The organism is Pseudomonas sp. DR208 (genome assembly GCF_019823005.1).
Lineage (GTDB): Bacteria > Pseudomonadota > Gammaproteobacteria > Pseudomonadales > Pseudomonadaceae > Aquipseudomonas > Aquipseudomonas extremorientalis.
Window position 1 is genome coordinate 5770529 of record NZ_CP081944.1, and the last position, 21194, is coordinate 5791722.

Sequence of the window (21194 nt, forward strand, 5' to 3'; positions counted from 1 at the left end):
CTATTTTCTAGCCCTTACTTGGAGTAGAGCTCGACAATCAGGCTTTCGTTGATGTCGGCGGACAGATCACTGCGAGCAGGAACGTTCTTGAAAACGCCCGACTTCTTCTCAGTGTCTACTTCTACCCATTCTACGCGGCCACGTTGGGCACACAGATCGAGAGCTTGGACAATGCGAAGTTGGTTTTTTGCTTTCTCGCGAACTGCGACCACGTCACCAGCACGAACCTGGTAGGACGGAACGTTTACGGTCTGACCGTTAACGCTGATCGACTTGTGCGATACCAGCTGACGGGATTCGGCACGAGTCGAACCAAAGCCCATACGGTATACAACGTTGTCCAGACGGCATTCGAGCAGTTGCAGCAGGTTTTCACCGGTTGCACCTTTCTTGCCAGCAGCTTCTTTGTAGTAGCCGCTGAACTGACGCTCGAGAACGCCGTAGATACGACGGACCTTCTGCTTTTCACGCAGTTGGGTGCCGTAGTCGGACTGGCGACCGCGGCGTTGGCCGTGGATACCAGGTGCTGCTTCGATGTTGCACTTCGATTCGATCGCGCGCACGCCGCTCTTCAGAAAGAGATCGGTGCCTTCGCGACGAGCGAGTTTGCATTTTGGACCAATGTAACGAGCCATTCTTTACAATCTCCTGGATTACACGCGGCGCTTCTTCGGCGGACGGCACCCGTTGTGCGGGATTGGCGTCACGTCGGTGATGCTGGCGATCTTATAGCCACAGCCGTTCAAAGCACGGACAGCAGACTCACGACCTGGACCTGGACCTTTGACGTTAACGTCGAGGTTTTTCAGGCCGTATTCCAGCGCAGCTTGACCAGCACGTTCAGCAGCTACTTGAGCAGCAAACGGGGTGGACTTGCGGGAACCGCGGAAACCCGAACCACCGGAGGTAGCCCAAGAAAGCGCGTTACCTTGACGGTCGGTGATGGTCACGATGGTGTTGTTAAAAGAAGCATGGATGTGGGCGATGCCATCAACCACTGTCTTTTTAACTTTTTTACGAGGACGAGCAGCAGGTTTTGCCATGATAATTTTCCTGTCGATTCGCTGGGGCGATTACTTGCGGATCGGCTTACGCGGACCTTTACGGGTACGCGCGTTAGTCTTGGTACGCTGACCGCGTACTGGAAGACCACGACGATGACGCAGACCGCGATAGCAACCGAGGTCCATCAAACGCTTGATTTTCATGTTGATTTCGCGACGCAGGTCACCTTCAGTGGTGAACTTCGCCACTTCGCCACGCAGCTGTTCAATCTGCTCGTCGCTCAGATCCTTGATCTTAGCGGCTGGATTTACACCAGCGACTGCGCAAATTTTCTGCGCAGTAGTGCGACCAACACCATAGATGTAGGTCAGCGAGATAACAGTGTGCTTGTTATCTGGAATGTTAACGCCTGCAATACGGGCCATTCAGTGGGACTCCAATTGACAGCTACCTACGCCCCGGAAGCCAAGAAATAGGGCGCGAGATAATATCGCTGTAATAACAAATAATCAACCCGGCAGCGCACTAGCTGCCGGGCTTCAAGCGGATCACACTCAGCCTTGGCGCTGTTTGTGACGCGGTTCCGCGCTGCAAATTACTCGAACAACACCTTCGCGGCGAATAATCTTGCAGTTACGGCACAGCTTTTTCACCGATGCACGAACTTTCATCACCAACTCCTCGAACCTTATGGGGTACTCAGCGCAACATGCCGCTGCCGTAGCCCTTCAGGTTGGCTTTCTTCATCAGGGATTCGTACTGGTGCGAAACGAGGTGCGATTGTACTTGGGACATGAAGTCCATCACAACCACGACCACGATCAGCAACGAGGTCCCGCCAAGGTAGAACGGAACGTTTGCTGCAACCACCAGGAACTGGGGCAACAAGCACACGGCCGTCATATATAGAGCACCGAACAGGGTCAAACGAGTCAGAACGCCATCAATGTAGCGCGCAGACTGCTCACCTGGACGGATGCCCGGAATAAAGGCACCGGACTTCTTCAGGTTTTCCGCTACGTCTTTCGGATTGAACATCAACGCCGTATAGAAGAAGCAGAAGAAAATAATCCCTGCACTAAACAGCAGAATATTCAACGGCTGACCAGGAGCGATCGACTGAGAGAGGTCCTGCAGCCAGCCCATATTTTCAGACTGACCAAACCAGGTACCCAACGAAGCCGGAAACAGCAAAATGCTGCTCGCGAAAATTGCCGGAATAACACCGGCCATATTCACTTTCAGCGGCAAGTGGCTGGTCTGCGCAGCAAAAACCTTACGGCCCTGCTGACGCTTGGCGTAGTGAACAGCAATACGACGCTGACCACGCTCAATGAACACCACAAAACCGATAATCGCTACTGCCAGCAAACCGATGGCAACCAAGGCAAAGATATTGATATCACCCTGACGTGCAGACTCGAAAGACTGCCCAATCGCTCTCGGAAGACCGGCGACGATACCTGCGAAAATCAACATCGAGATACCGTTGCCAACACCACGCTCAGTAATCTGCTCACCCAGCCACATCATGAACATCGCACCAGCCACAAACGTGGATACCGCGACGAAATGGAAGCCAAAGTCACCAGTGAACGCAACACCCTGCCCGGCCAGGCCAACGGACATGCCGATAGCTTGAACCAGGGCGAGGATGACAGTGCCGTAGCGGGTGTACTGGCTAATCTTGCGACGGCCAGCTTCACCTTCCTTCTTCAACTGCTCCAGCTGCGGACTGACGGCGGTCATCAGTTGCATGATGATCGATGCCGAGATGTACGGCATGATCCCCAGTGCAAAGATGCTCATCCGCTCCAGCGCGCCGCCGGAAAACATGTTGAACAAGCTAAGAATGGTCCCCTCATTCTGTCGAAACAGGTCTGCGAGTCGGTCCGGGTTGATACCTGGAACCGGGATGTGTGCGCCTATTCGGTAGACGATAATCGCCAGGAACAGAAAACGCAGACGAGCCCAAAGTTCAGACATACCGCCTTTGCCGAGCGCTGAGAGAGCACCTTGCTTAGCCATTTATTCCTCGAACTTGCCGCCAGCTGCTTCGATAGCCGAACGCGCACCCTTGGTGGCGCCGATTCCCTTGCCGATAGTGACAGCGCGAGTCACTTCACCGGACAGCATGATTTTCACACGCTGTACGTTGACGTTGATCACGTTGGCATCTTTCAGGGTCTGCACAGTAACGATGTCGCCTTCCACTTTAGCCAGCTCGGACAGACGCACTTCTGCGCGATCCATGGCTTTCAGGGATACGAAACCGAACTTAGGCAGGCGACGATGCAGCGGCTGTTGACCGCCTTCAAAGCCTGGAGCAATGGTGCCACCGGAGCGGGAGGTTTGACCTTTGTGGCCACGGCCACCAGTCTTACCCAAACCGCTACCGATACCACGGCCCGGACGATGCTTTTCGCGACGGGAACCCGGCGCTGGACTCAGATCATTGAGTTTCATCGATTAACCCTCTACACGCAGCATGTAGTAAGCCTTGTTGATCATCCCGCGATTCTCGGGAGTATCCTGGACTTCTACAGTGTGACCGATGCGACGCAGACCCAGACCTTTAACGCACAGTTTGTGGTTAGGGATGCGGCCGGTCATGCTTTTGATCAGCGTTACTTTAACGGTAGCCATGATCAGAAGATCTCCTTGACAGTCAGACCACGCTTGGCAGCGATGGACTCAGGAGATTGCATAGCTTTCAAACCTTTGAAAGTGGCGTGAACCACGTTAACCGGGTTAGTCGAGCCGTAGCACTTGGCCAGAACGTTCTGAACGCCAGCAACTTCGAGGACAGCACGCATAGCGCCGCCAGCGATGATACCGGTACCTTCAGAAGCAGGCTGCATGTACACCTTCGAAGCGCCATGGGCGGACTTCATTGCGTACTGCAGCGTGGTGCCGTTCAGATCAACTTGGATCATGTTGCGACGAGCAGCTTCCATTGCTTTCTGGATCGCAGCAGGCACTTCACGTGACTTGCCACGGCCGAAGCCAACACGCCCTTTACCATCACCTACCACGGTCAACGCGGTGAAAGTGAAGATACGGCCGCCTTTAACGGTTTTGGCTACGCGGTTAACTTGAACCAGCTTCTCAATGTAGCCTTCGTCGCGCTTTTGGTCGTTATTTGACATAACTTAGAACTCCAGCCCAGCTTCACGAGCAGCATCAGCCAGCGCTTTCACGCGACCGTGGTACTTGAAGCCAGAGCGGTCGAAAGCCACTTGCGAGACGCCAGCGGCCTTAGCACGCGTAGCGACCAGCTGGCCAACCTTTGTGGCCGCGTCGATGTTGCCGGTGGCACCATCACGCAGTTCTTTATCCAAAGTCGAGGCGCTTGCCAGGACTTTGTTGCCGTCGGCCGAGATGACCTGGGCGTAGATGTGCTGCGACGAGCGGAACACGCAGAGACGCACGACTTCGAGTTCGTGCATTTTCAGGCGTGCTTTGCGAGCGCGACGCAGTCGAGTAACTTTTTTGTCGGTCATTTGCTATGCCCTACTTCTTCTTGGCTTCTTTACGACGGACGACTTCGTCCGCGTAGCGCACACCTTTGCCTTTGTACGGCTCTGGTGGACGGAAGTCGCGGATCTCAGCGGCCACTTGACCTACCAGCTGCTTGTCGATGCCCTTGATCAGGATATCGGTCTGGCTAGGGGTCTCAGCAGTGATGCCCGCTGGCAGTTCGTAATCCACAGGGTGCGAGAAGCCAAGGGCCAGGTTCAAAACCGTGCCTTTTGCTTGCGCTTTGTAACCAACACCGACCAGCTGGAGCTTACGCTCGAAGCCTTGGCTTACGCCTTGGACCATGTTGTTTACCAACGCACGCGTGGTACCGGCCATTGCGCGAGTTTGTTGATCGCCATTGCGAGCAGCAAAACGCAGCTCACCCGCTTCTTCAACGATCTCAACGGACGAATGGATGTTCAGTTCAAGAGTACCCTTGGCACCCTTCACCGAAAGCTGTTGGCCTGCGAATTTGACTTCGACACCGGCTGGCAGCTTAACGGGGTTCTTAGCGACGCGAGACATGCTTATCCCCCCTTAGAACACAGTGCAAAGAACTTCGCCGCCGACACCGGCAGCGCGCGCAGCACGATCCGTCATCACACCTTTGTTGGTGGAGACGATAGACACGCCCAGACCGCCACGAACTTTCGGCAGATCTTCAGCGGACTTGTACTGACGCAGGCCTGGACGGCTAACGCGCTTCACTTCCTCGATGACCGAACGGCCTTCGAAGTACTTCAGCTCGATGGACAGCAGTGCTTTTACATCGCTGCTGATCTGATAACCCGCAATGTAGCCTTCGTCTTTCAGGACTTTGGCAACAGCAACCTTCAACTTGGAAGATGGCATGCTTACGACGGACTTTTCAGCCATCTGGGCATTACGGATACGAGTTAGCATGTCCGCTAACGGGTCCTGCATACTCATGGGCTAGACGCTCCTAATACAAAAAAATTAGCCTTGCGGCTACATATGTCGCCGAGAATCTCCGGGTAAAACACACGGGCTCAGGCGAGCCGCGTATTTTAGACACACTCCAGAAATGAAACAAGCCCCAAAAGGGGCTTGTTCCAGATTCAAGGTCACCGGCGGTCAGTATCTTGCGACATCGACCACCTGGACGTTGAAAGTACTTACCAGCTGGCTTTAACCAGACCAGGTACGTCACCACGCATTGCCGCTTCACGCAGTTTGTTACGGCCGAGGCCGAACTTGCGGTAAACGCCGTGTGGACGACCAGTCAGGCGGCAGCGGTTACGCATGCGCGAAGCGCTTGCATCACGTGGCTGCTTCTGCAGAGCAACTGTAGCTTCCCAACGCGCTTCTGGACTTGCGTTCAGATCAACGATGATTGCTTTCAGTGCTGCACGCTTCTTGGCGTACTTGGCAACCGTGAGCTGACGTTTCAGCTCGCGGTTTTTCATGCTCATCTTGGCCATGGTCCTACTCCAATCAGTTGCGGAACGGGAATTTGAAAGCACGCAACAGGGCGCGACCTTCATCATCGTTCTTGGCAGTGGTGGTCAGGGTGATGTCCAGACCGCGGAGAGCATCGATCTTGTCGTAGTCGATTTCCGGGAAGATGATCTGCTCTTTCACGCCCATGCTGTAGTTACCACGACCATCGAAGGACTTGGCATTCAGGCCGCGGAAGTCGCGAACCCGAGGCAGGGAGATCGACAGCAGACGATCCAGGAATTCGTACATACGCTCACGGCGCAGGGTCACTTTGACGCCGATCGGCCAACCTTCACGGACTTTAAAGCCAGCGATGGATTTCCGAGCGTAAGTCACAACGACTTTCTGGCCGGTGATCTTTTCCAGGTCAGCAACAGCGTGCTCGATGACTTTTTTGTCACCGATCGCTTCGCCCAAACCCATGTTCAGGGTGATTTTGGTAACGCGCGGAACTTCCATCACGTTCCCAAGCTTAAGTTCTTCCTTAAGCTTAGGGGCGATTTCCTTCCGGTAAATCTCTTGTAGTCGTGCCATGGTCTAATCTACCTAGCAGTGTTCAAGCATCAACCGCTTTTTGGGTCGACTTGAAGACACGAATTTTCTTACCGTCTTCTACTTTGAAACCAACGCGGTCAGCCTTGTTGGTTTCGCCGTTGAAGATGGCGACGTTAGAAGCGTCCAGCGGAGCTTCTTTCTCGACGATACCGCCCTGCACGCCCGACATCGGGTTAGGCTTGGTATGACGCTTGACCAGGTTCAGACCACCGATAACCAGACGGTTATTAGCGAGAACCTTAAGCACCTTACCGCGCTTACCTTTGTCTTTGCCGGCGATCACGATGATCTCGTCGTCACGACGAATCTTTTGCATGTCGGATCTCCTTACAGCACTTCTGGGGCGAGCGAGACGATCTTCATGAACTTCTCAGTACGAAGCTCACGGGTCACTGGCCCAAAGATACGGGTGCCGATCGGCTCTTGCTTGTTGTTCAGAAGAACAGCAGCGTTGCCATCAAAGCGGATAATGGAGCCATCAGCACGACGTACGCCGTGACGAGTGCGGACTACAACAGCAGTCATCACTTGGCCTTTTTTCACTTTACCGCGAGGAATTGCTTCCTTCACGGTAACTTTGATGATGTCACCGATACCAGCGTAACGACGATGGGAGCCACCCAGCACCTTGATGCACATAACACGGCGAGCGCCGCTGTTATCGGCCACATCGAGCATGGATTGAGTCTGAATCATATAATTTCTCCGACCCCTAGTCCTTAGACTTCCACAGCGCGTTCGAGAACATCAACCAGTGCCCAAGACTTGGTCTTGGCCAGCGGACGAGTTTCACGAATAGTGACTTTGTCGCCGATGTGGCACTGATTGGTTTCGTCGTGCGCGTGCAGCTTAGTCGAACGCTTAACATATTTACCGTAGATCGGGTGCTTAACGCGACGCTCGATCAGAACGGTGATGGTTTTGTCCATCTTGTCGCTGACAACACGGCCAGTCAGCGTACGGACAGTCTTTTCGGCTTCAGCCATGATCACTTACCTGCCTGCTGGTTGAGCACAGTCTTCACGCGAGCGATGTCACGCTTAACTTGCGAGAGCAGATGAGACTGCCCCAACTGGCCAGTTGCTTTCTGCATACGCAGATTGAACTGGTCGCGCAGCAGGCCGAGCAGTTGCTCGTTCAGCTGCTGTGCGGATTTTTCACGAAGTTCATTCGCTTTCATCACATCACCGTCCGTTTAACAAAGGAGGTGGCGAGCGGCAGCTTTGCAGCAGCCAGGGCGAAAGCCTCACGCGCCAGCTCTTCAGAAACACCCTCGATTTCATACAGGACTTTGCCTGGCTGAATCTGGGCTACCCAGTACTCCACGTTACCCTTACCTTTACCCATCCGAACCTCGAGAGGTTTTTTGGAGATCGGCTTGTCCGGGAATACACGGATCCAGATCTTGCCGCCACGTTTTACGTGACGGGTCAGAGCACGACGCGCTGACTCGATCTGACGAGCGGTGAGACGACCACGAGCTACAGACTTCAGCGCGAACTCGCCGAAGCTGACTTTGCTACCGCGCTGAGCCAGACCACGGTTGTGGCCTGTCATCTGCTTGCGGAACTTCGTACGCTTAGGTTGCAACATTTGGCGTACCCCTTACTTAGCAGCTTTTTTACGAGGCGCTGGTGCTTGTGGTTTCAGTTCTTCTTGGCGACCACCAATTACTTCGCCTTTGAAGATCCAAACCTTTACACCGATCACACCGTAAGTGGTGTGAGCTTCGTAGTTGGCATAGTCGATGTCGGCACGCAGGGTGTGCAGTGGCACACGACCTTCGCGATACCATTCAGTACGTGCGATTTCAGCACCGCCGAGACGACCGCTCACTTGGATTTTGATGCCTTTGGCACCAATGCGCATGGCGTTCTGTACAGCGCGCTTCATAGCGCGACGGAACATTACGCGACGCTCCAGCTGCTGAGCTACGCTCTGCGCAACCAGCATACCGTCGAGCTCCGGCTTGCGGATCTCTTCGATATTGATGTGCACAGGCACACCCATTTGCTTGGTCAGGTCCTGACGCAGTTTCTCAACATCTTCACCTTTCTTCCCGATAACGATACCTGGACGAGCGGTGTGGATGGTGATACGTGCAGTTTGCGCCGGACGATGGATATCGATACGGCTTACGGACGCGCTTTTTAGTTTGTCTTGGAGATACTCACGCACCTTCAGATCAGCGAACAAGTAGTCCGCATAAGTCCGACCGTCTGCGTACCAGACGGAGGTGTGCTCCTTGACGATTCCCAGGCGAATGCCAATGGGATGTACTTTCTGACCCATCTCTTCGACTCCGTTACTTGTCAGCAACCTTGACAGTGATATGGCAAGACCGCTTGACGATGCGATCAGCACGGCCTTTGGCACGTGGCATGATGCGCTTCAGCGAACGCCCTTCGTTGACGAAAACGGTGCTGACCTTCAGGTCATCAACGTCTGCGCCTTCGTTATGCTCGGCGTTGGCTACGGCCGACTCCAGCACTTTCTTCATGATCTCGGCGGCTTTCTTACTGCTGAAAGCCAACAGGTTGAGCGCTTCGCCCACCTTCTTCCCGCGGATCTGGTCGGCGACCAAGCGGGCTTTCTGGGCGGAGATTCGAGCGCCCGACAACTTAGCGGCTACTTCCATTTCCTTACCCCTTAACGCTTGGCTTTCTTGTCTGCCACGTGCCCACGATAAGTGCGGGTACCGGCAAACTCGCCTAGTTTGTGGCCGACCATGTCTTCGTTCACGAGAACTGGGACGTGCAAGCGACCGTTGTGTACAGCGATGGTCAGACCGACCATTTGTGGCAGGATCATCGAACGACGCGACCAGGTCTTAACTGGTTTGCGATCGTTCTTTTCCGCCGCCACTTCGATCTTCTTCAGTAGGTGAAGATCAATAAAAGGACCTTTTTTCAGAGAACGTGGCACTGTCGTATCCCTCTATTTACTTGCGACGACGGACGATCATTTTGTCGGTACGCTTATTACCACGAGTCTTCGCGCCCTTAGTCGGGAAGCCCCATGGCGATACCGGATGACGACCACCAGAGGTACGACCTTCACCACCACCGTGTGGGTGGTCAACCGGGTTCATGGCAACACCACGAACGGTTGGGCGAACGCCACGCCAGCGTTTGGCACCAGCTTTACCCAGCGAACGCAGGCTGTGCTCGGAGTTCGAGACTTCGCCCAGGGTCGCGCGGCATTCAGCCAGCACTTTACGCATCTCACCAGAACGCAGACGCAGGGTCACGTAGACACCTTCACGAGCGATCAGCTGAGCCGAAGCACCAGCGGAACGAGCGATTTGCGCGCCTTTACCTGGCTTCAATTCGATGCCGTGTACGGTGCTACCAACTGGAATGTTGCGCAGTTGCAGAGCGTTGCCCGGCTTGATCGGTGCCAGGGCACCTGCGATCAGCTGGTCGCCAGCGCTCACGCCTTTAGGGGCGATGATGTAGCGACGCTCGCCATCTGCGTACAACAGCAGAGCGATGTGAGCAGTACGGTTTGGATCGTATTCGATGCGCTCGACAGTGGCAGCGATGCCATCTTTGTCGTTGCGACGGAAGTCGACCAGACGATAATGCTGCTTATGGCCACCACCGATGTGACGAGTGGTAATGCGACCATTGTTGTTACGACCACCAGACTTCGATTTTTTCTCGAGCAGCGGTGCGTGAGGAGCGCCTTTATGCAGCTCCTGGTTGACCACCTTGACCACAAAACGGCGGCCAGGGGAAGTCGGTTTGCATTTAACGATTGCCATGATGCACCCCTTCCTTACTCAGCACTGCTGCTGAAATCGAGATCTTGGCCTGGCTGAAGGGAGATAACTGCCTTCTTCCAGTCATTACGCTTGCCCAGACCGCGAGCAGTGCGCTTGCTCTTACCCAGAACATTCAGGGTAGTAACACGCTCTACTTTCACGCTGAACAGGCTTTCGACGGCCTTCTTGATTTCCAGCTTGGTTGCGTCAGTTGCAACCTTGAAAACGAACTGGCCTTTCTTGTCAGCCAGAACCGTAGCCTTTTCGGAAACGTGCGGGCCAAGCAGAACTTTAAATACGCGTTCCTGGTTCATCCCAGCAGCTCCTCGAATTTCTTCACGGCCGACACGGTGATCAACACCTTGTCGTATGCGATCAGACTAACTGGATCGGAACCTTGCACGTCACGTACATCAACGTGTGGCAGGTTACGAGCAGCCAGGTACAGGTTCTGATCAACAGCTTCCGACACGATCAAAACGTCGGTCAGGCTCATGTTGTTCAGCTTGCCCAGCAGATCTTTGGTTTTCGGGCTTTCAACAGCGAAGTCCTGAACCACGACCAGACGGTCAGTACGCACGAGTTCAGCAAGGATGGAGCGCAGAGCTGCGCGGTACATCTTCTTGTTGAGCTTCTGCGAGTGATCCTGCGGACGAGCTGCGAAAGTGGTACCGCCGCCACGCCAGATTGGGCTACGGATAGTACCGGCACGAGCACGGCCAGTACCTTTCTGACGCCAAGGGCGCTTACCGCCACCACGTACGTCGGAACGGGTCTTTTGCTGCTTGCTACCTTGACGGCCGCCGGCCATGTAGGCCACGACTGCTTGGTGAACCAGCGTCTCGTTGAATTCGCCGCCAAATGTCAGTTCGGAAACTTCGATCGCTTGAGCGTCATTTACATTTAATTGCATGTCAGCTTCCCCTTAACCGCGAGCCTTGGCCGCTGGACGTACAACCAGGTTGCCGCCAGTAGCGCCAGGAACAGCACCCTTGACCAACAACAGATTGCGTTCAGCGTCGACGCGCACTACTTCGAGGGACTGCACGGTCACGCGCTCAGCGCCCATATGACCGGACATTTTTTTGCCCTTGAATACACGACCAGGAGTCTGGCACTGGCCAATAGAGCCCGGGACGCGGTGGGAAACGGAGTTACCGTGAGTGTTGTCTTGGCCACGGAAATTCCAACGCTTGATCGTACCCTGGAAGCCTTTACCTTTGGACTGACCGGTTACATCAACCAGTTGACCAGCAGCGAAGATTTCAGCGTTGATCAGATCGCCAGCCTGGTAGTCGCCGTCTTCAAGACGGAACTCCATAACGGTGCGACCAGCTGCAACGTTTGCTTTAGCGAAGTGGCCTGCTTGAGCAGCAGTCACACGCGAAGCACGACGCTCGCCGACAGTGACTTGCACTGCACGATAGCCATCGGTTTCTTCAGTTTTGAACTGGGTGACGCGATTCGGCTCGATCTCAATGACCGTGACCGGAATGGAGACACCTTCTTCGGTGAAAATACGGGTCATACCGCATTTACGACCGACTACACCAATAGTCATGTTGTAAACCTCATGAGTGTACGGGGCTTTCACCCGCTATGGCCGCCCATTTCAGAGCGTTACACGACTAAGACCCGAGTCTTAGCCGAGGCTGATCTGTACTTCCACACCGGCCGCCAGATCGAGCTTCATAAGTGCATCAACGGTTTTATCCGTTGGCTGGACGATGTCCAGTACGCGCTTATGAGTACGGATCTCGTACTGGTCACGCGCGTCTTTGTTGACGTGCGGGGAGACCAGAACGGTGAACCGCTCTTTACGGGTAGGCAGTGGAATTGGACCACGCACTTGAGCACCAGTACGTTTCGCGGTTTCCACGATTTCCTGGGTGGATTGGTCGATCAGGCGATGGTCAAAAGCCTTCAACCTGATACGGATTTGCTGATTTTGCATTGGATTTCAGACTCCGGCTGCTATTCCCACCGGGCGCAATGCGCCCGTTAAAAGGAGGCGCAATTCTATAGACGCCCCCGATGGGTGTCAACCCAATAAAAAAGGCCCCCGCTAAGCGGGGGCCTTCTCAAAAAAACCGAGCTATCTCAGAAGAGATAATTACTCGATGATTTTAGCTACAACGCCAGCACCAACGGTACGGCCGCCTTCACGGATAGCGAAGCGCAGACCGTCTTCCATTGCGATGGTTTTGATCAGGGTAACAGTCATTTGAATGTTATCGCCTGGCATTACCATTTCAACGCCTTCTGGCAGTTCGCAGTTACCGGTCACGTCAGTAGTACGGAAGTAGAACTGTGGACGGTAGCCTTTGAAGAACGGAGTGTGACGACCGCCTTCTTCCTTGCTCAGAACGTAAACTTCTGCGGTGAACTTGGTGTGAGGCTTAACCGAACCTGGTTTAACCAGAACCTGGCCACGCTCAACGTCGTCACGCTTGGTACCACGCAGCAGAACACCGCAGTTCTCGCCAGCACGACCTTCGTCGAGCAGCTTACGGAACATTTCAACACCGGTGCAGGTGGTGACGGTAGTGTCACGCAGACCAACGATTTCCAGTGGATCTTGAACGCGAACGATACCGCGCTCGATACGACCAGTCACAACAGTACCGCGACCGGAGATCGAGAATACGTCTTCGATTGGCATCAGGAACGGCTTGTCGGTCAGACGAACTGGTTCTGGGATGTAGCTGTCCAGAGTCTCAACCAGTTTACGAACGGCAGTGGTGCCCATTTCGTTGTCGTCTTTGCCTTCCAGAGCCATACGAGCAGAACCGATGATGATCGGAGTGTCGTCACCTGGGAAGTCGTAAGTGCTCAGCAGATCGCGCACTTCCATCTCAACCAGTTCCAGCAGCTCAGCGTCGTCTACCAGGTCAGCCTTGTTCAGGAAAACCACGATGTACGGAACGCCTACCTGACGGGACAGCAGGATGTGTTCACGGGTTTGTGGCATCGGACCATCAGCGGCCGAGCAAACCAGGATCGCGCCGTCCATCTGGGCAGCACCAGTGATCATGTTCTTCACGTAGTCAGCGTGACCTGGGCAGTCAACGTGAGCGTAGTGACGAATAGTCGAGTTGTACTCAACGTGAGCGGTGTTGATGGTGATACCACGAGCTTTTTCTTCTGGTGCGCTGTCGATCTTGTCGAAGTCAACACGAGCCGAACCGAAAACTTCGGAGCAGACGCGAGTCAGAGCAGCGGTCAGAGTAGTTTTACCGTGGTCAACGTGGCCGATGGTGCCAACGTTTACGTGCGGTAGGGAACGATCAAATTTTTCTTTAGCCACGACAATTAACTCCTTGCCTAAAGGACTGAATCAGCCTTGTTTTTTGGATACAGTTTCAGCGATGTGCGCCGGAGCTGTGTTGTATTTTTTGAATTCCATAGAGTAGCTTGCGCGACCCTGGGACATGGAGCGAACGTCGGTCGCGTAACCGAACATCTCACCCAACGGAACCTCGGCGCGAATCACTTTGCCGGAAACCGTGTCTTCCATACCCAAGATCATGCCGCGACGACGGTTAAGGTCGCCCATGACATCACCCATATAGTCTTCAGGTGTAACAACTTCTACCGCCATGATTGGCTCAAGCAACTCACCACCGCCCTTCTGGGCCAGTTGCTTGGTTGCCATGGAAGCAGCCACCTTAAACGCCATCTCGTTGGAGTCGACGTCGTGGTAAGAACCGTCAAAAACGGTTGCTTTCAGGCCGATCAGCGGATAGCCGGCAACAACACCGTTCTTCATCTGCTCTTCGATACCCTTCTGGATAGCAGGGATGTATTCCTTAGGAACCACACCACCTACCACTTCGTTCACGAATTGCAGACCTTCCTGACCTTCGTCAGCAGGAGCAAAACGGATCCAGCAGTGACCGAACTGACCACGACCGCCGGACTGACGAACGAACTTGCCTTCGATTTCACAGTTCTTCGTGATGCGCTCACGATAGGAAACCTGAGGCTTACCGATGTTGGCTTCGACGTTGAACTCACGGCGCATCCGGTCAACCAGGATGTCCAGGTGCAGCTCGCCCATGCCGGAGATGATCGTTTGACCAGTCTCTTCATCAGTCTTGACGCGGAAAGATGGATCTTCCTGAGCAAGCTTGCCCAGAGCGATACCCATTTTTTCCTGGTCATCCTTGGTCTTAGGCTCTACGGCAACCGAAATAACCGGCTCCGGGAAGTCCATGCGAACCAGGATGATTGGCTTGGCAGCGTCGCACAAAGTCTCACCCGTGGTGACGTCCTTCATGCCGATCAGGGCCGCGATGTCACCAGCGCGTACTTCCTTGATCTCTTCACGGGCGTTTGCGTGCATTTGCACCATACGACCCACGCGCTCTTTCTTGCCTTTAACCGAGTTGATCACGCCATCGCCGGAGGCCAACACGCCCGAGTAAACGCGGACGAAGGTCAAAGTACCCACGAATGGGTCGGTAGCGATCTTGAACGCCAGAGCCGAGAACGGCTCGCTGTCATCGGCGTGACGCTCCATTTCTTCTTCCTCGTTATCAGGGTTGGTACCCTTGATAGCAGGAATGTCGGTTGGAGCCGGCAGGTAGTCGATAACGGCGTCGAGAACCAGGGGAACACCCTTGTTCTTGAAGGAAGAACCACAAACAGCCAGGACGATCTCACCAGCGATAGTACGCTGACGCAGAGCAGCCTTGATTTCCACGTTGGTGAGTTCTTCACCCTCGAGGTACTTGTTCATCAGCTCTTCGCTGGCTTCGGCCGCAGCCTCGACCATGTTGTTGCGCCACTCGTCAGCCAGCTCCTGCAGCTCTGCAGGGATAGGCTTACGAACAGGCACCATGCCTTTGTCGGAGTCATTCCAGTAAACCGCTTCCATGTTGATCAGATCGATCTGACCCTGGAAGTTGTCTTCGGAACCGATAGCCAATTGGATTGGCACCGGGGTGTGACCCAGACGCTGCTTGATCTGACCGATCACGCGCAGGAAGTTGGCGCCAGCACGGTCCATCTTGTTTACGTAAACAAGACGTGGAACGCCGTATTTGTTGGCTTGACGCCATACGGTTTCCGACTGAGGCTCAACACCCGAGGTACCGCAGAACACAACGACAGCGCCGTCGAGTACGCGCAAGGAACGTTCAACTTCAATGGTGAAGTCTACGTGGCCCGGTGTATCGATTACGTTGAAGCGATGCTCGTCTTTGTACTGCTTCTCGGAACCCTTCCAGAAGGCGGTAATAGCAGCAGAAGTAATGGTAATACCACGCTCCTGCTCCTGAACCATCCAGTCTGTGGTCGCGGCGCCGTCATGCACCTCGCCCATTTTGTGACTTTTGCCGGTGTAAAACAGTACGCGCTCGGTGGTGGTGGTTTTACCAGCATCCACGTGAGCAACGATACCGATGTTACGGTAGCGGCTAATCGGAGTAGTACGAGCCATAAAGCCCTCGCAAAATTAGTGAAGCTAAGATTAGAAGCGGTAGTGCGAGAAAGCTTTGTTAGCTTCAGCCATACGGTGCACGTCTTCACGCTTCTTAACAGCAGCACCCTTACCTTCAGCAGCGTCCAACAGCTCGCCGGCCAAACGCAGAGCCATAGACTTCTCGCCGCGCTTACGGGCGAAGTCTACCAACCAGCGCATTGCCAGAGCGTTACGACGGGACGGACGAACTTCAACCGGAACCTGGTAAGTAGCACCGCCTACACGGCGCGACTTCACTTCGACCAGCGGAGCGATGGCGTCGAGAGCTTTCTCGAAGATTTCCAGGGGGTCGCTGTTCTTGCGTTCTTTAACCTTTTCCAGCGCGCCATAAACGATACGCTCGGCAACGGCTTTCTTGCCGCTCTCCATTACGTGGTTCATGAACTTGGCCAGAATTTGGCTTCCGTATTTTGGATCGTCAAGCACTTCGCGCTTGGCTGCTACGCGTCTTCTTGGCATGGATAAGCCCTCAAACGGTCTTCAGGTTCGCTCGGAATCGGTGCCCTTTCGGGACGCCTCCGACCTTACTCTTATCGACTCAGAAAATAAGATGATTCAGTGTTACAAAAAGCCGCTACTACTTAGGCTTCTTGGTACCGTACTTCGAACGACCCTGGTTACGACCTTTAACGCCGGAAGTATCCAAGGAGCCGCGAACGGTGTGATAACGAACACCTGGCAAGTCTTTTACACGACCGCCGCGGATCAGTACCACGCTGTGCTCTTGCAGGTTGTGACCTTCACCACCGATGTACGAGGAAACCTCGAAACCGTTGGTCAGGCGCACACGGCATACTTTACGCAGTGCCGAGTTAGGTTTTTTCGGCGTAGTGGTATACACGCGAGTGCATACGCCACGACGTTGCGGGCAGTTCTGCAGCGCAGGCACGTCGGATTTCTCGACGATACGCTTACGCGGCTGACGTACCAGCTGGTTGATAGTTGCCATCTACTAGCTCCACTGTTGTCTTGCGACGCTATTGTCTTGCAAGAAAAGCAAAATGGCAGGAACGAATTCCCGCCAAATTTAGGGGTACAAGAGTCTAAAGAGGATCTTGCCCCCAGTCAAGGCAAGGCCCCGACATCCCCTCTCATCGAACCGGGACAAAACTGCCTCGATCCGACGAATGGGGGCTACCAGGGCCCGGACTTATTTATCGCAGAACTCAGTTACCGCTGGAGTTCAGCGCTTCGGTCAGTGCAGCTTCCACTTCACTGGCGCTTACGCGCAACGGCTTGTCAGCATCACGGCGGCGTTTACGCTCGCTGTGGTAAGCCAAACCGGTACCGGCTGGGATCAGACGACCCACAACCACGTTTTCTTTCAGGCCGCGCAGGTAATCGCGCTTGCCGGTTACCGCTGCTTCGGTCAGTACGCGAGTGGTCTCCTGGAAGGAGGCCGCCGAGATGAACGATTCAGTCGACAACGACGCCTTGGTGATACCCAGCAGCACGCGAGTGAACTTGGACACGAATTTGTCTTCGGTCGCCAAGCGCTCGTTTTCCACCAGCACGTGAGTCAGTTCCATCTGGTCGCCCTTGATGAAACTGGAATCGCCGGATTCAGCGATTTCAACTTTACGCAGCATCTGACGCAGGATGGTCTCGATGTGCTTATCGTTGATCTTCACGCCTTGCAGGCGGTAAACGTCCTGGATCTCGTTAACGATGTACTTGGCCAGCGCACTCACACCCAGCAGACGCAGGATGTCGTGTGGATCGCTCGGGCCGTCGGAGATAACTTCGCCGCGGTTTACCTGTTCGCCTTCGAACACGTTCAGGTGACGCCACTTCGGAATCAGCTCTTCATACGGATCGCTACCGTCGTTCGGCGTAATGACCAGACGGCGCTTGCCCTTGGTCTCTTTACCGAATGCGATGGTGCCGCTGACTTCAGCCAGAATCGACGCTTCTTTCGGACGACGAGCTTCGAACAAGTCGGCAACACGCGGCAGACCACCGGTGATGTCACGGGTTTTCGAAGTTTCTTGCGGGATACGCGCGATAACATCACCGATCGCGATCTTCGCACCATCCGCTACACCGACCAGGGCGTTGGCTGGCAGGAAGTACTGAGCGATTACGTCAGTGCCTGGCAGCAACAAGTCCTTGCCGTTGTCATCGACCATCTTCACGGCAGGACGGATGTCTTTACCGGCAGCTGGACGATCTTTCGCGTCGAGTACTTCAATGTTGGTCATACCGGTCAATTCGTCAGTCTGACGCTTGATCGTGATGCCTTCTTCCATGCCCACGTAGGTCACGGTACCTTTCATTTCGGTAACAATTGGGTGAGTGTGCGGATCCCACTTGGCCACGATTGCGCCAGCGTCGACCTTGTCACCTTCTTTAACCGAAATCACAGCACCGTACGGCAGTTTGTAACGCTCGCGCTCACGACCGTAGTCATCAGCGATTGCCAGCTCACCGGAACGGGACACAGCAACCAGGTGGCCATCCACTCGCTCAACGTGTTTCAGGTTATGCAGACGGACGGTACCGCCATTCTTCACCTGAACGCTGTCGGCTGCGGAGGTCCGGCTTGCCGCACCACCGATGTGGAACGTACGCATCGTCAGCTGGGTACCCGGCTCACCGATGGACTGGGCAGCGATAACGCCGACCGCTTCACCGATGTTCACCTGGTGACCACGAGCCAAGTCACGGCCGTAGCATTTGGCGCAGATACCGTAGCGGGTTTCGCAGCTGATCGGCGAGCGAACGATCACTTCGTCGATGCTGTTGAGTTCGATGAACTCGACCCACTTCTCGTCTACCAGGGTGCCGGCAGGAACAATAACTTCCTCGGTACCTGGCTTGAATACGTCACGGGCAATCACACGACCCAATACACGCTCACCCAGCGGTTCTACAACGTCACCGCCTTCAATGTGCGGCGTCATCAGCAGGCCATGCTCGGTGCCGCAATCAATCTCGGTTACAACCAGATCTTGTGCAACGTCTACCAGACGACGAGTCAGGTAACCGGAGTTAGCGGTTTTCAACGCGGTATCCGCAAGACCCTTACGAGCACCGTGAGTCGAGATGAAGTACTGAAGTACGCTCAAACCTTCACGGAAGTTCGCAGTAATCGGCGTTTCGATGATGGAACCGTCCGGCTTGGCCATCAGGCCACGCATACCGGCGAGCTGACGGATCTGCGCAGCAGAACCCCGTGCGCCCGAGTCGGCCATCATGTACATCGAGTTGAAGGACTCTTGGTCAACTTCGTCGCCATGACGGTCGATGACTTTCTCTTTCGAGAGGTTGGCCATCATCGCCTTGGAAACTTCATCGTTCGCTTTGGACCAAAGGTCGATTACCTTGTTGTACTTCTCACCCTGGGTTACCAGGCCGGAGGCGTACTGGCTTTCGATTTCTTTCACTTCTTCGGTGGCAGCACCGATGATGCGGGCTTTTTCATCCGGGATAACAAAGTCGTTAACGCCGATGGAAACGCCGGAAATGGTCGAGTAAGCAAAACCGGTATACATCAACTGGTCAGCGAAGATCACGGTCTCTTTCAAACCAACCACGCGGTAGCACTGGTTGATCAACTTGGAGATCGCCTTTTTCTTCATCGGCAGGTTGACGACGTCGTACGACAGACCTTTTGGCACAACTTGATACAACAGCGCACGGCCGACAGTGGTGTCGACGATACGAGTGTTGGTCACGCTGCCGCCATCACGGTCGTTGACGGTTTCGTTGATCCGCACTTTGACCTTGGCGTGCAATGCGGCTTCGCCGGCACGGAACACACGGTCAACTTCTTGCAGGTCAGCGAACACACGACCTTCGCCCTTGGCGTTGATCGCTTCACGCGTCATGTAGTACAGACCCAATACAACGTCCTGCGACGGAACGATGATTGGCTCACCGTTGGCTGGCGACAGAATGTTGTTGGTCGACATCATCAATGCACGTGCTTCCAACTGGGCTTCCAGTGTCAGCGGTACGTGCACGGCCATTTGGTCGCCGTCGAAGTCGGCGTTGTACGCAGCACAGACCAACGGGTGCAGCTGGATAGCCTTACCTTCGATCAGTACCGGTTCAAACGCCTGGATACCCAGACGGTGAAGGGTCGGTGCACGGTTGAGGAGAACCGGGTGTTCGCGGATCACCTCAGCGAGAACGTCCCAAACCTCTGGCAGTTCGCGCTCGACCATTTTCTTGGCCGCTTTGATGGTGGTCGCAAGACCGCGCATTTCCAGCTTGCCGAAGATGAATGGCTTGAACAGCTCAAGTGCCATCTTCTTAGGCAGACCGCACTGGTGCAGACGCAGGGTCGGGCCTACGGTAATTACCGAACGACCAGAGTAGTCAACACGCTTACCGAGCAAGTTCTGACGGAAACGACCTTGCTTACCCTTGATCATGTCAGCCAAGGATTTCAGAGGACGCTTGTTGGAACCGGTGATAGCGCGGCCACGGCGACCGTTGTCGAGCAAGGCATCGACAGCTTCTTGCAACATACGCTTTTCGTTGCGCACGATGATGTCTGGAGCGGACAGATCAAGCAGGCGCTTCAAGCGGTTGTTACGGTTGATCACGCGGCGGTACAGGTCGTTGAGGTCGGACGTCGCGAAACGACCACCGTCCAACGGTACCAGCGGACGCAGGTCTGGCGGCAGAACCGGCAGAACGGTCAGCACCATCCACTCTGGCAAGTTGCCGGAACCCTGGAAGGCTTCCATCAACTTCAGACGCTTGGACAGTTTCTTGATCTTGGTTTCGGAGTTGGTTTGCGGAATTTCTTCACGCAGGCGGCCAATCTCGTGTTCCAGGTCGATAGCGTGCAGCAGTTCGCGGACAGCTTCGGCACCCATGCGGGCATCGAAATCGTCACCGAATTCTTCTAGCGCTTCGAAGTACTGCTCGTCGTTCAGCAACTGACCTTTTTCAAGGGTGGTCATGCCTGGATCGATAACGACATAGCTCTCGAAGTAGAGAACGCGTTCGATATCACGCAGGGTCATGTCCATCAGCAAGCCGATACGGGACGGCAGCGATTTCAGGAACCAGATGTGAGCAACCGGCGAAGCCAGTTCGATGTGCGCCATACGCTCACGACGAACCTTGGCCAGTGCAACTTCAACGCCGCACTTCTCGCAGATCACACCACGATGCTTCAAGCGCTTGTACTTACCGCACAGGCACTCGTAATCCTTAACCGGGCCAAAGATCTTGGCGCAGAACAGGCCGTCACGTTCAGGTTTGAACGTACGGTAGTTGATGGTTTCCGGTTTTTTAACTTCACCGAACGACCACGAACGGATCATCTCTGGCGATGCCAACCCAATACGGATGGCGTCGAACTCTTCGACTTGACCCTGGTTTTTCAGCAAATTCAGTAGGTCTTTCAAGGCCTTTCCTCCTGGCGGAGCAGAGAGCGGGCTA

At 54.6% G+C, this 21194-nt stretch carries 31 protein-coding genes; all 31 read right to left on the minus strand.

From position 1 onward, the window contains the following. Window positions 1-14: 14 nt before the first annotated feature. A complete protein-coding gene (rpsD, locus tag K5K89_RS26085; protein WP_003176404.1) occupies window positions 15-635 on the minus strand; it encodes a 30S ribosomal protein S4 in 621 nt (206 codons plus the stop codon). Between the two features lie 18 nt (window positions 636-653). Beyond that, a complete protein-coding gene (gene rpsK, locus K5K89_RS26090; RefSeq protein ID WP_002555466.1) occupies window positions 654-1043 on the minus strand; it encodes a 30S ribosomal protein S11 in 390 nt (129 codons plus the stop codon). Between the two features lie 30 nt (window positions 1044-1073). Further along, window positions 1074-1430, minus strand: coding sequence for a 30S ribosomal protein S13 (gene rpsM / locus K5K89_RS26095; protein ID WP_003194635.1), 357 nt, complete (start codon window positions 1428-1430; stop codon window positions 1074-1076). 129 nt (window positions 1431-1559) lie between these two features. Further along, window positions 1560-1676: a 50S ribosomal protein L36 gene (gene rpmJ / locus K5K89_RS26100; RefSeq protein ID WP_002555468.1), complete on the minus strand. Its 117-nt coding sequence runs from the start codon at window positions 1674-1676 to the stop codon at window positions 1560-1562. A gap of 28 nt (window positions 1677-1704) precedes the next feature. Further along, the gene (gene secY / locus K5K89_RS26105; protein ID WP_003176406.1) at window positions 1705-3033 is read right to left on the minus strand and encodes a preprotein translocase subunit SecY; all 1329 of its coding nucleotides are present in this window, start codon (window positions 3031-3033) and stop codon (window positions 1705-1707) included. Continuing rightward, window positions 3034-3471, minus strand: coding sequence for a 50S ribosomal protein L15 (gene rplO, locus K5K89_RS26110; protein ID WP_003176407.1), 438 nt, complete (start codon window positions 3469-3471; stop codon window positions 3034-3036). A gap of 3 nt (window positions 3472-3474) precedes the next feature. Next, window positions 3475-3651 (minus strand): 50S ribosomal protein L30, encoded by a 177-nt coding sequence (gene rpmD / locus K5K89_RS26115; protein WP_003176408.1) that lies wholly within the window; start codon window positions 3649-3651, stop codon window positions 3475-3477. A gap of 2 nt (window positions 3652-3653) precedes the next feature. Further along, complete coding sequence (gene rpsE, locus K5K89_RS26120; protein ID WP_003176409.1) at window positions 3654-4154, minus strand: 30S ribosomal protein S5; 501 nt, start codon at window positions 4152-4154, stop codon at window positions 3654-3656. 3 nt (window positions 4155-4157) lie between these two features. Next, window positions 4158-4508 carry a 50S ribosomal protein L18 gene (rplR, locus tag K5K89_RS26125; RefSeq protein ID WP_003186037.1) on the minus strand — a complete coding sequence of 117 codons (351 nt, stop codon included), beginning with the start codon at window positions 4506-4508 and terminating at the stop codon, window positions 4158-4160. Between the two features lie 10 nt (window positions 4509-4518). Continuing rightward, on the minus strand, window positions 4519-5052 hold the full coding sequence (gene rplF / locus K5K89_RS26130; RefSeq protein ID WP_003194640.1) for a 50S ribosomal protein L6: 534 nt from the start codon (window positions 5050-5052) through the stop codon (window positions 4519-4521). 12 nt (window positions 5053-5064) lie between these two features. After that, entirely contained in the window at window positions 5065-5457 is a 393-nt protein-coding gene (gene rpsH / locus K5K89_RS26135) for a 30S ribosomal protein S8 (RefSeq protein WP_010206883.1), read from the minus strand. Between the two features lie 206 nt (window positions 5458-5663). Next, window positions 5664-5969 carry a 30S ribosomal protein S14 gene (gene rpsN / locus K5K89_RS26140; RefSeq protein ID WP_003176414.1) on the minus strand — a complete coding sequence of 102 codons (306 nt, stop codon included), beginning with the start codon at window positions 5967-5969 and terminating at the stop codon, window positions 5664-5666. Between the two features lie 13 nt (window positions 5970-5982). Continuing rightward, entirely contained in the window at window positions 5983-6522 is a 540-nt protein-coding gene (rplE, locus tag K5K89_RS26145) for a 50S ribosomal protein L5 (RefSeq protein WP_003194642.1), read from the minus strand. Window positions 6523-6544: 22 nt separating this feature from the next. Further along, window positions 6545-6859 carry a 50S ribosomal protein L24 gene (gene rplX, locus K5K89_RS26150; protein ID WP_003176416.1) on the minus strand — a complete coding sequence of 105 codons (315 nt, stop codon included), beginning with the start codon at window positions 6857-6859 and terminating at the stop codon, window positions 6545-6547. A gap of 11 nt (window positions 6860-6870) precedes the next feature. Further along, a complete protein-coding gene (gene rplN, locus K5K89_RS26155) occupies window positions 6871-7239 on the minus strand; it encodes a 50S ribosomal protein L14 (RefSeq protein WP_002555479.1) in 369 nt (122 codons plus the stop codon). A 23-nt stretch (window positions 7240-7262) separates the two neighbouring features. Beyond that, the gene (gene rpsQ, locus K5K89_RS26160) at window positions 7263-7529 is read right to left on the minus strand and encodes a 30S ribosomal protein S17 (protein ID WP_003176419.1); all 267 of its coding nucleotides are present in this window, start codon (window positions 7527-7529) and stop codon (window positions 7263-7265) included. A 2-nt stretch (window positions 7530-7531) separates the two neighbouring features. Then, entirely contained in the window at window positions 7532-7723 is a 192-nt protein-coding gene (gene rpmC, locus K5K89_RS26165; RefSeq protein WP_002555481.1) for a 50S ribosomal protein L29, read from the minus strand. Continuing rightward, window positions 7723-8136, minus strand: a complete 414-nt coding sequence (gene rplP / locus K5K89_RS26170) for a 50S ribosomal protein L16 (protein ID WP_003176421.1) — start codon at window positions 8134-8136, stop codon at window positions 7723-7725. Before rplP ends, rpmC begins: the two co-directional genes overlap by 1 nt. A gap of 12 nt (window positions 8137-8148) precedes the next feature. Continuing rightward, window positions 8149-8835 carry a 30S ribosomal protein S3 gene (rpsC, locus tag K5K89_RS26175; protein WP_003176422.1) on the minus strand — a complete coding sequence of 229 codons (687 nt, stop codon included), beginning with the start codon at window positions 8833-8835 and terminating at the stop codon, window positions 8149-8151. Window positions 8836-8848: 13 nt separating this feature from the next. Next, window positions 8849-9181, minus strand: coding sequence for a 50S ribosomal protein L22 (gene rplV / locus K5K89_RS26180; protein ID WP_003103908.1), 333 nt, complete (start codon window positions 9179-9181; stop codon window positions 8849-8851). Window positions 9182-9192: 11 nt separating this feature from the next. Beyond that, a complete protein-coding gene (gene rpsS, locus K5K89_RS26185; protein ID WP_003232420.1) occupies window positions 9193-9468 on the minus strand; it encodes a 30S ribosomal protein S19 in 276 nt (91 codons plus the stop codon). A gap of 16 nt (window positions 9469-9484) precedes the next feature. Continuing rightward, entirely contained in the window at window positions 9485-10309 is an 825-nt protein-coding gene (gene rplB / locus K5K89_RS26190; RefSeq protein ID WP_003186055.1) for a 50S ribosomal protein L2, read from the minus strand. A 14-nt stretch (window positions 10310-10323) separates the two neighbouring features. Beyond that, window positions 10324-10623 carry a 50S ribosomal protein L23 gene (gene rplW, locus K5K89_RS26195; RefSeq protein WP_002555488.1) on the minus strand — a complete coding sequence of 100 codons (300 nt, stop codon included), beginning with the start codon at window positions 10621-10623 and terminating at the stop codon, window positions 10324-10326. Continuing rightward, window positions 10620-11222, minus strand: a complete 603-nt coding sequence (gene rplD / locus K5K89_RS26200; RefSeq protein WP_003176424.1) for a 50S ribosomal protein L4 — start codon at window positions 11220-11222, stop codon at window positions 10620-10622. The genes rplW and rplD overlap by 4 nt, the downstream gene beginning before the upstream one ends. 12 nt (window positions 11223-11234) lie before the next feature. After that, complete coding sequence (rplC, locus tag K5K89_RS26205) at window positions 11235-11870, minus strand: 50S ribosomal protein L3 (protein ID WP_003194649.1); 636 nt, start codon at window positions 11868-11870, stop codon at window positions 11235-11237. Between the two features lie 81 nt (window positions 11871-11951). Then, the gene (gene rpsJ / locus K5K89_RS26210; RefSeq protein WP_003186070.1) at window positions 11952-12263 is read right to left on the minus strand and encodes a 30S ribosomal protein S10; all 312 of its coding nucleotides are present in this window, start codon (window positions 12261-12263) and stop codon (window positions 11952-11954) included. Between the two features lie 159 nt (window positions 12264-12422). Beyond that, on the minus strand, window positions 12423-13616 hold the full coding sequence (gene tuf, locus K5K89_RS26215) for an elongation factor Tu (RefSeq protein WP_010206920.1): 1194 nt from the start codon (window positions 13614-13616) through the stop codon (window positions 12423-12425). 30 nt (window positions 13617-13646) lie between these two features. Then, window positions 13647-15752, minus strand: coding sequence for an elongation factor G (gene fusA, locus K5K89_RS26220; protein ID WP_010206921.1), 2106 nt, complete (start codon window positions 15750-15752; stop codon window positions 13647-13649). Window positions 15753-15782: 30 nt separating this feature from the next. Further along, complete coding sequence (gene rpsG, locus K5K89_RS26225; protein ID WP_002555493.1) at window positions 15783-16253, minus strand: 30S ribosomal protein S7; 471 nt, start codon at window positions 16251-16253, stop codon at window positions 15783-15785. A 118-nt stretch (window positions 16254-16371) separates the two neighbouring features. Next, a complete protein-coding gene (rpsL, locus tag K5K89_RS26230; protein WP_002555494.1) occupies window positions 16372-16743 on the minus strand; it encodes a 30S ribosomal protein S12 in 372 nt (123 codons plus the stop codon). Window positions 16744-16960: 217 nt separating this feature from the next. Continuing rightward, complete coding sequence (gene rpoC, locus K5K89_RS26235) at window positions 16961-21160, minus strand: DNA-directed RNA polymerase subunit beta' (protein WP_071489832.1); 4200 nt, start codon at window positions 21158-21160, stop codon at window positions 16961-16963. Window positions 21161-21194 lie beyond the last annotated feature (34 nt).

Bases quoted from the DNA above. Each gene is read 5' to 3' on its own strand.
- rplB (WP_003186055.1), bottom strand. From the start codon at position 10,309: ATGGCAATCGTTAAATGCAAACCGACTTCCCCTGGCCGCCGTTTTGTG.
- rplN (WP_002555479.1), bottom strand. From the start codon at position 7,239: ATGATTCAGACTCAATCCATGCTCGATGTGGCCGATAACAGCGGCGCT.
- secY (WP_003176406.1), bottom strand. From the start codon at position 3,033: ATGGCTAAGCAAGGTGCTCTCTCAGCGCTCGGCAAAGGCGGTATGTCT.
- rpsK (WP_002555466.1), bottom strand. From the start codon at position 1,043: ATGGCAAAACCTGCTGCTCGTCCTCGTAAAAAAGTTAAAAAGACAGTG.
- fusA (WP_010206921.1), bottom strand. From the start codon at position 15,752: ATGGCTCGTACTACTCCGATTAGCCGCTACCGTAACATCGGTATCGTT.
- rplO (WP_003176407.1), bottom strand. From the start codon at position 3,471: ATGAAACTCAATGATCTGAGTCCAGCGCCGGGTTCCCGTCGCGAAAAG.
- rplC (WP_003194649.1), bottom strand. From the start codon at position 11,870: ATGACTATTGGTGTAGTCGGTCGTAAATGCGGTATGACCCGTATTTTC.
- rpsM (WP_003194635.1), bottom strand. From the start codon at position 1,430: ATGGCCCGTATTGCAGGCGTTAACATTCCAGATAACAAGCACACTGTT.
- rplV (WP_003103908.1), bottom strand. From the start codon at position 9,181: ATGGAAGTAGCCGCTAAGTTGTCGGGCGCTCGAATCTCCGCCCAGAAA.
- rpmD (WP_003176408.1), bottom strand. From the start codon at position 3,651: ATGGCTACCGTTAAAGTAACGCTGATCAAAAGCATGACCGGCCGCATC.
- rpsE (WP_003176409.1), bottom strand. From the start codon at position 4,154: ATGTCAAATAACGACCAAAAGCGCGACGAAGGCTACATTGAGAAGCTG.
- rplF (WP_003194640.1), bottom strand. From the start codon at position 5,052: ATGTCTCGCGTCGCTAAGAACCCCGTTAAGCTGCCAGCCGGTGTCGAA.
- rplD (WP_003176424.1), bottom strand. From the start codon at position 11,222: ATGCAATTAAATGTAAATGACGCTCAAGCGATCGAAGTTTCCGAACTG.
- rpsG (WP_002555493.1), bottom strand. From the start codon at position 16,253: ATGCCAAGAAGACGCGTAGCAGCCAAGCGCGAAGTGCTTGACGATCCA.
- rpsN (WP_003176414.1), bottom strand. From the start codon at position 5,969: ATGGCCAAGATGAGCATGAAAAACCGCGAGCTGAAACGTCAGCTCACG.
- rpsH (WP_010206883.1), bottom strand. From the start codon at position 5,457: ATGAGTATGCAGGACCCGTTAGCGGACATGCTAACTCGTATCCGTAAT.
- rpsD (WP_003176404.1), bottom strand. From the start codon at position 635: ATGGCTCGTTACATTGGTCCAAAATGCAAACTCGCTCGTCGCGAAGGC.
- rpmC (WP_002555481.1), bottom strand. From the start codon at position 7,723: ATGAAAGCGAATGAACTTCGTGAAAAATCCGCACAGCAGCTGAACGAG.
- rpsC (WP_003176422.1), bottom strand. From the start codon at position 8,835: ATGGGTCAGAAAGTACATCCCATTGGCATTCGCCTGGGAATCGTCAAG.
- rplP (WP_003176421.1), bottom strand. From the start codon at position 8,136: ATGTTGCAACCTAAGCGTACGAAGTTCCGCAAGCAGATGACAGGCCAC.
- rpmJ (WP_002555468.1), bottom strand. From the start codon at position 1,676: ATGAAAGTTCGTGCATCGGTGAAAAAGCTGTGCCGTAACTGCAAGATT.
- rpsL (WP_002555494.1), bottom strand. From the start codon at position 16,743: ATGGCAACTATCAACCAGCTGGTACGTCAGCCGCGTAAGCGTATCGTC.
- rplW (WP_002555488.1), bottom strand. From the start codon at position 10,623: ATGAACCAGGAACGCGTATTTAAAGTTCTGCTTGGCCCGCACGTTTCC.
- rplR (WP_003186037.1), bottom strand. From the start codon at position 4,508: ATGACCGACAAAAAAGTTACTCGACTGCGTCGCGCTCGCAAAGCACGC.
- rpsQ (WP_003176419.1), bottom strand. From the start codon at position 7,529: ATGGCTGAAGCCGAAAAGACTGTCCGTACGCTGACTGGCCGTGTTGTC.
- rplE (WP_003194642.1), bottom strand. From the start codon at position 6,522: ATGGCACGACTACAAGAGATTTACCGGAAGGAAATCGCCCCTAAGCTT.
- rplX (WP_003176416.1), bottom strand. From the start codon at position 6,859: ATGCAAAAGATTCGTCGTGACGACGAGATCATCGTGATCGCCGGCAAA.
- rpsJ (WP_003186070.1), bottom strand. From the start codon at position 12,263: ATGCAAAATCAGCAAATCCGTATCAGGTTGAAGGCTTTTGACCATCGC.